Source organism: Saccharomonospora sp. (assembly GCF_027317685.1).
In the GTDB taxonomy this organism is placed as follows: Bacteria; Actinomycetota; Actinomycetes; order Mycobacteriales; family Pseudonocardiaceae; genus Saccharomonospora.
The window spans coordinates 1-6,317 of sequence record NZ_DAHVQP010000047.1 but is presented as its reverse complement, the minus strand read 5'-3'; the positions used below and the strand labels follow the sequence as shown (position 1 = coordinate 6,317).

General features: G+C 67.3%; 7 protein-coding genes and 1 tRNA gene. 5 read left to right on the top strand and 3 right to left on the bottom strand.

Annotation, left to right across the window (positions count from 1 at the left end):
- The first annotated feature begins 153 nt into the window (after positions 1-153).
- Genes manD through M7H19_RS06260 form a run of 3 tightly spaced genes read left to right on the top strand, consistent with a single transcriptional unit; the run spans position 154 to position 3,033 of the window.
- Positions 154-1,398, top strand: a complete 1,245-nt coding sequence (manD, locus tag M7H19_RS06270) for a D-mannonate dehydratase ManD (protein WP_037309555.1) — start codon at positions 154-156, stop codon at positions 1,396-1,398.
- A 22-nt stretch (positions 1,399-1,420) separates the two neighbouring features.
- Positions 1,421-2,068 carry a bifunctional 4-hydroxy-2-oxoglutarate aldolase/2-dehydro-3-deoxy-phosphogluconate aldolase gene (locus tag M7H19_RS06265; protein WP_298178135.1) on the top strand — a complete coding sequence of 216 codons (648 nt, stop codon included), beginning with the start codon at positions 1,421-1,423 and terminating at the stop codon, positions 2,066-2,068.
- Positions 2,065-3,033 (top strand): sugar kinase, encoded by a 969-nt coding sequence (locus M7H19_RS06260; RefSeq protein ID WP_298178133.1) that lies wholly within the window; start codon positions 2,065-2,067, stop codon positions 3,031-3,033. The genes M7H19_RS06265 and M7H19_RS06260 overlap by 4 nt, the downstream gene beginning before the upstream one ends.
- 1,036 nt (positions 3,034-4,069) lie before the next feature.
- On the opposite strand, the gene M7H19_RS06255 is transcribed toward M7H19_RS06260, so the two are convergent.
- Together M7H19_RS06255 and M7H19_RS06250 are read right to left on the bottom strand one after the other, a co-directional pair.
- Positions 4,070-4,142 (bottom strand) — tRNA-Ala (locus M7H19_RS06255).
- A gap of 38 nt (positions 4,143-4,180) precedes the next feature.
- Positions 4,181-4,372, bottom strand: coding sequence for a DLW-39 family protein (locus M7H19_RS06250; RefSeq protein ID WP_037310398.1), 192 nt, complete (start codon positions 4,370-4,372; stop codon positions 4,181-4,183).
- Positions 4,373-4,516: 144 nt separating this feature from the next.
- Between M7H19_RS06250 and M7H19_RS06245 the strand changes: the two genes are divergently transcribed.
- Positions 4,517-4,750, top strand: a complete 234-nt coding sequence (locus M7H19_RS06245; protein WP_298178129.1) for a CsbD family protein — start codon at positions 4,517-4,519, stop codon at positions 4,748-4,750.
- 59 nt (positions 4,751-4,809) lie between these two features.
- On the opposite strand, the gene M7H19_RS06240 is transcribed toward M7H19_RS06245, so the two are convergent.
- Positions 4,810-5,253, bottom strand: a complete 444-nt coding sequence (locus M7H19_RS06240; protein ID WP_012795537.1) for a hypothetical protein — start codon at positions 5,251-5,253, stop codon at positions 4,810-4,812.
- Positions 5,254-5,343: 90 nt separating this feature from the next.
- Between M7H19_RS06240 and M7H19_RS06235 the strand changes: the two genes are divergently transcribed.
- Positions 5,344-6,111: a nucleotidyltransferase domain-containing protein gene (locus M7H19_RS06235; RefSeq protein WP_282771709.1), complete on the top strand. Its 768-nt coding sequence runs from the start codon at positions 5,344-5,346 to the stop codon at positions 6,109-6,111.
- Positions 6,112-6,317 lie beyond the last annotated feature (206 nt).

Sequence of the window (6,317 nt, the reverse complement as noted above, 5' to 3'; positions counted from 1 at the left end):
CACGATCTGCCCGCTCATCGCGACGTTCCTCATGCCCGAGGTCGCCGGACGTGACCTCAGGGACCCGCGCAACGCGGTCTGACCCGCAACGACCAAGATAATCCACTTCAGACACTCAGCGCCCGCTACACCGCTCGGAAGGAAGCGACTACCGTGAGCATTTCGACCGTCGACGTCATCGTCACGAGTCCCGGACGCAACTTCGTGAGCCTCAAGATCGTCACCTCCGACGGTGTCGTCGGGTGGGGCGACGCGACACTCAACGGTCGCGAACTCGCCGTCGCGTCGTACCTGCGGGACCACATAGCAAGCACCCTCATCGGCCGGGACGAGGACCGGATCGAGGACACGTGGCAGTACCTGTACCGCGGCGCGTACTGGCGCCGCGGGCCCGTGACGATGGCCGCGATCGCCGCCGTCGACATGGCGTTGTGGGACATCAAGGCGAAGAAGGCCGGGGTTCCGCTCTACCAGCTACTCGGTGGGGCGAGCCGCGAGAAGCTCCGCGCCTACGCGCACGCCTCCGGCAACGACTACGAGGCGCTGTCCCAGGCGATCCACGGCTACGTGGCCGAGGGCTACACCGCGGTCCGGATCCAGACGGGTGTCCCGGGACTCAAGTCCGTGTACGGCGTGTCGGCGACGGCGAAACCCGGGGGGAGGTACGACTACGAACCCGCACGCCGTGCCGCCGACGGAAGTTCCGCCACCCGCCCCGTGGAGGAGGACTGGGACACGCCCGCGTACCTGCGGCACATTCCGTCGATCTTCGAGCGGGTACGGGAGGAGTTCGGGCCCGAACTCCTCCTGCTCCACGACAGCCACCACCGCCTGTCCCCGATCGAGGCGGCACGTCTGGCGAAGTCCCTCGAGCCGTACGACCTCTTCTGGCTGGAGGACGCCACCCCCGGCGAGGACCAGGAGGCGTTCCGGCTCATCCGGCAGCACAGCACCACGCCGCTGGCCACGGGTGAGGTCTTCAACTCCGTGTACGACTACCAGACGCTCATCACCGAACGGCTCATCGACTACGTGCGTTCGGCCCCCACGCACACCGGTGGTGTCACGGGGATGAAGAAGCTGCTCGACTTCGCCGGGATCTACGGGCTCCGTTCGGGCATCCACGGCCCGACCGACGTCTCGCCGATCGGCATGGCGGCGGCGCTGCACATCGACCTGGCGATCCACAACTTCGGCATCCAGGAGTACATGCCGCACAGCGACCTCACGCTCGAGGTGTTCCGTACCTCGTACACGTTCGACCGCGGGTTCCTCCACCCTGGCCACACCCCGGGACTCGGGGTGGAGCTCGACGAGGATCTCGCCGCTCGCTACCCCTACACCGCCGCCTATCTCCCGGTGAACCGCCTGCTCGACGGCACCATGCACGACTGGTGAGTGAGAGGACGGACAGCACAGCATGAGCCAACGCCAGGCACTGCCGCAACGGACCGCCACCTCGCGCCTCGTCGTAGTCCTCCGCGGTGAGCGCGCGGAGGACTACGCGCCGGTGATCGACACCATGGTGGAGGCGGGTGTGCTGAGTTTCGAACTCACGCTCACCACTGCCGGGACCTTCGCGGCGCTACCCGGACTCGTCGAGCGGTACGGGGCGGTGGCCGACATCGGGGTCGGCACCGTGACACGTCCGGACGATGTCGACGCCGCCGTCGACGGGGGAGCCCACTACCTCGTCACTCCGGTCTCCGACCTGGCCGTCGTCGACCGCGCCCTCGAACGCGACATCGCCGTCATCCCCGGCGGGCTCACTCCCACCGAACTGCACTCGACGTGGAGCCGTGGAGCGGCCGCGGTGAAGCTGTTCCCGGCGAGCCAGGTGGGCACCGGATACCTCAACGACCTCCGCGGCCCGTTCCCCGATCTCACCGTGATCCCGTCCGGAGGGGTGGACCTCGAAGCGGCGCGAGCCTGGCTCCGTGCCGGTGCGGCGGCGGTCAGTGTCGGCGGTCCGCTCGTCGGGGACGAGCTCAAAGGCGGTGATCTCGCTGCCCTCGCGGCACGGGCACGGCAGTTCGTCGAGGTGTGCACAGGGAGTGGAGACGAATGACGCCTCCCAGGGTCCTCACTCTTGGCGAGACGATGGGACTGCTCACAGGCGAGCGGATCGGTTCACTCGCCCACGTGTCTGAAATGTACGTGGGGGTCGGTGGCGCCGAAACGAACGTCGCCGTCGGCCTGAGCCGCCTCGGCGTGCCGGTCACCTGGATCGGACGTGTAGGCGACGACTCGCTGGGCCGACGTGTCGTGCGGGAGATCCGGGGCGAGGGCGTCGACGTGCGTGCCCGTCTCGATCCCGACGCGGCGACGGGTCTCATGCTCAAGGAGCTCACGGGTCCCGGAACCTCACGGGTGTACTACTACCGTGCCGGCTCCGCCGGTTCGCGGCTGGCCGCGACGGACGTTCCGTCGGGCCTTGTCGAGAGTGTCGGGCTCGTGCACCTCACGGGCATCACCCCGTTGCTCTCGGATTCCGCACGCGAGGCGTGTCTCTCCGTGGTACGGCGGGCGCGGACAGCCGGGGTACGCGTGAGCTTCGACGTGAACTACCGCTCGACGCTCGCCCCCGCCCACGTCGCCGCGGAGGTGCTCGGCGAGCTCGCCGCGGAGGCGGATCTGCTGTTCGGTTCCCCCGAGGAGCTCACACACGTGGTCCTCGGCGGTGCCACGTGCGAACCGGAGGTCGACGCGCTCGTCGCGGCGCTCGATCCCGCCGGAACGCGCGAGATCGTGGTGAAGCGGGGAGCCGACGGTGCGTCGACCTACGCCGGCGACTCCGTGGTCCACGCCCCTGGGCACCGCATCGAGGTGGTCGACACCGTCGGCGCCGGCGACGCGTTCGTGGCGGGTTACCTCAGCGGCGACGTCCAGGGCTGGAGCGTCGAGGAGAAACTCGTCCGCGCGAACGCGTGCGGCGCCCTGCTGTGCACGATGCCCGGTGATTGGGAGGCCGCACCCACACCCGCTGAACTCGAGACGTTCCTCGCCGCCGGCGGCGACCCGGTCCACCGCTGACGCACCACGAAGGACCCCGGCCGTGGTCGACCTCATGCGGCTCTGAAGCTCACGGACCCGTGCTGCCCGCCGTTGCTCCGCGGCTCGGGGTCACTTCCGTTGTCGTCCCACAGCGGGCGCCCCGTCGCACTCCCCGCCCTGGAAGCCCGCGCGCCATCGCGAGGCCGATGGCGGGGACCATGCCCGGTCCTCGGCGACCTGGCACGGGCGGCCAGTCCCGCCGCGGTCCCAACTGGCACGCCGTACTACACCACCTCGACCGACCCGACAGCGTCATCGGGGAACTGACTCGCGGATACCGGTTCCGCGGGGGTCATCGACTACGCCGCCCGGCTCCCACCGCGGATCGCTTCGGACTTGAACCCGCCACTCTCGTTCCGGCGTTCACCCGACACACTCACCATCGAGTCGGTCACGAACGACCGGCTCTGGGGACCCGTCTCGTCGTGGTGTGCCACCACGCTCGGGGACGAAATCGATCGGGGTGATAGCCTCCGATGCCGCTCTACATCGCCCTCACCCGCGCCTTCAGCCGGTTCACCGTCATCCACAGCGCCTCGCGTTGCCCGGGACGCACTCGCGGTATGAACGTCCAATCCGTACTTATCGTTCCGCCCTTCCGTCATCCACCTCGGAAACGGTTGCGCCGGAGCCGAACAACGCCGTATCGGTTCCACAAGAGAATCCGGTGTAGACCGTCCAAGATGGCTGTTCGGATCAGTCACCCGGAGTCAGAACCACCCAATCGCATACGGCCGGCCCGCGATCGACGACCGAGCGAGCACGAGGCCTTGTGCGGGTGAGAATGCCGCGATCGCCGCGTTCCTCACCGAATAATCATCACGACCGGGGGCGAGCAAGATCCTCATCAACCCCTGTCACCAGGGGCCGGCACCTTCCGCTGTGTGTCACCACGAAAGCGCCCACGACCCCTCGTCCACTCACCGCTGACGCGCCGACCGATCTGCGCTGGACACGAACTGAACACGAAAACGCCCCGCCGTCAGGCGGGGCGTTTCGATCTTCTCGAATGACGTGGAGCTGAGGGGAATCGAACCCCTGACCTCCGCCTTGCAAGAGCGGCGCTCTACCAATTGAGCTACAGCCCCGAACCGCGGGTCGCGCGACCCGCGGAACAAACCTTCGTTCAGTTCTTGCTCGCAGCGTTCGAGCCGGCCTTGGCCGGCGCGCTGCCGTTCGGAGAGGCACCGTTCGTCGGGCGCTCGGTCGGGGCGGTGGCCTCACGCCACAGGTCAGCCTCGGCCTTCGCGTCCCTGTTGCGCTTGATCAAGAAGAACACGCCGCCCGCGATAACCGCGAACGCCAACAGCTTCTTCACGGTGAAGCCCTCCTCGACAACCTGCTGACCGTGCACTCCAGATGTTACTGCACGCTACCAGGAGCGCGTTTATGTGGGCCGCCTTCCCGGGTAGATCACTGCAGACATCACAACAGATAATGCAACGAAAGAAGAGGAATTGCCATGGCCGACGGCGACAAGGACCAGGAAGGCGTCAAAGGGGCCGTCGAGGACAACAAAGGCCGGGTAAAGGAGTCGACGGGCACGCTCCTCGGTAACGACGACATGGAGCGCGAAGGCGGCGCACAACGGGAGAAGGGCCGGGCACAGCAGGAAGCGGCCGGCAAACAGGAGGAGGCCGAACAGGCCCGACGCAAGGCGGGCGAAGCCGAGTCCCGCGAGCGCTCACAACAGTGATTTCGCAGTTCAGCGACGCGCCACCCACCGTGGTTCCACGTGGCACACAGCGTGTCCGGTCACCTCGCGGCGTGCTCGGTCACCGGGTGGAAATGCATGGCCGGCAGGGGGAGACGACCGAGCGCCCATCCGGACACCTCGGTGAGCAGCCCACGCCAATGCATGCCCGGCGTAGGACCGAGGCGGTGACCGTCCAGCAACCATTGTGCGTCGCGTAGGTGAATGTAGGTCACCTCGCCGTGCACTTCCCCACGATTCTGCGCCGCTCTTTTCTTGTACAACCCCGCCTGTTCGCGATACACGTTCGCGACGTGATACGCGGCTTCCGACCCTTCCATTTCCACAAGGGTCGCGACTTCGTCCATCCATCGGGGTGCCGTCACCAAATCCCCGGAGATAATCCCTCCCGCGACGCTGAGCGTCACCCCCATGGAGAAGTCCTCCATTTGATTCGCGGCGTCCACGAACGCCTGCAGCAGGAAATCCGGACGGGCGGCACCCATCACCCCACCTCCTGGAATCACGGAACGTCGTGGTGAAGTACCTACCCGCAACATCACGGCTTGAACTGGGACGCTGACAGAATCATGCCTGTGACTGACAGAGGATTCCTCGCCTACGTCTCCTCCCGCCTGGCCGAACTACCCGGGGTCGAGGCTGTGTCGCTGGGTGGTTCCCGTGCCGTGGGCAACCATCGACCGGACAGCGACTGGGACTTCGCGATCTACTACCGCGGCGAGTTCTCCCCCGACCACTTGCGCGCCATCGGTTGGCCGGGCGAAGTGAGTGAGATCGGCGCGTGGAGTCCCGGGGTGTTCAACGGCGGCGCGTGGCTATGCATCGACGACCGCCCCGTGGACGTGCACTACCGCGACCTCGACTCGGTCGAACACGAACTGTCGGAGGCCCGCCAAGGCCGCTTCCGCTACGAACCCCTCATGTTCCACTTGGCAGGCATCCCCACCTACCTCGTGGTGGCGGAACTCGCCTTGAACCGGGTTCTGCACGGGACTCTGCCCAAGCCCGACTACCCGGAGGCACTGCGACAGAACGCGCCGGACGCGTGGTGGAACATGGCCGAGCTCACCTTCACCTACGCCAAGGCCAACCACGCCCCATACGGGCGGCTCGCCCAGTGTCTCGCCCTGACCGTGCAGGGGGCGTCTCAGGCCGCGCACGCGGTGCTCGCCGCTCGCGGCGAATGGATCACCAACGAGAAGACACTCCTGTCCCGCGCCGGTCTCACCGAGGTGAACGACATCGTCGCCCGAGCCGACAACGACAGTCTGGGCGACACGGTGGCCGCGGTGCGGGACCTGTGTGCCCGAACCCTCGACGCCGCACGAACGGCCTCCGCATGACCGACCGCCGGAAACCGTGGAGTCGCACCGTCGAGACGGCAGCGATCGGCCGGCGCAGCTCGCCGTCTCATCCCTGACGGGAACCGGTAACGACGGCGACCGGCGGCTCGAGGTTTCCTGTTCAGCCCGGACGAGGACTTCGCGAATGGTCGGCGCGATCGAGTGAGGAGCAGAAGGGCAACGACCGGTCCCGATCGCTTCCCGAC